This is a genomic window from Bradyrhizobium sp. 25ACV (assembly GCF_054863005.1).
In genome coordinates this window covers 1-302 of record NZ_JAVAYO010000057.1, presented here as the reverse complement: position 1 = coordinate 302, position 302 = coordinate 1, and the positions used below count along the sequence as shown (strand labels likewise).

Below are 302 nucleotides of genomic sequence, written 5' to 3'. Positions count from 1 at the left end.
CCTCAGTAACCCAGATAGGATTTGCGGATTTCTTCGTTGTTCGCGATGTCCTTGGCGTTGCCCGACATCACGATGCGTCCGGTCTCGATCACATAGGCCTGGTCGGCGAGCTCCAGCGCGAGCTGGGCGTTCTGCTCGACCACCAGGATCGACACCTTGTCCTCGCGGTTGATCTTGCCAAGGATGCCGAACAGGTCACGCACCACCAGCGGCGCGAGGCCGAAGGAGGGCTCGTCCAGCAGCATCAGCCGCGGCCGCAGCATCAGGGCGCGGGCGACCGCGAGCATCTGCTGCTCGCCGCC

General features: G+C 64.6%; 1 protein-coding gene. It reads right to left on the bottom strand.

The features are described 5' to 3' along the window. Positions 1-2 precede the first annotated feature (2 nt). Positions 3-302 (bottom strand): ATP-binding cassette domain-containing protein (locus RAD04_RS38555; RefSeq protein WP_461627951.1); only part of this gene is annotated, 300 nt, incomplete at its 5' end.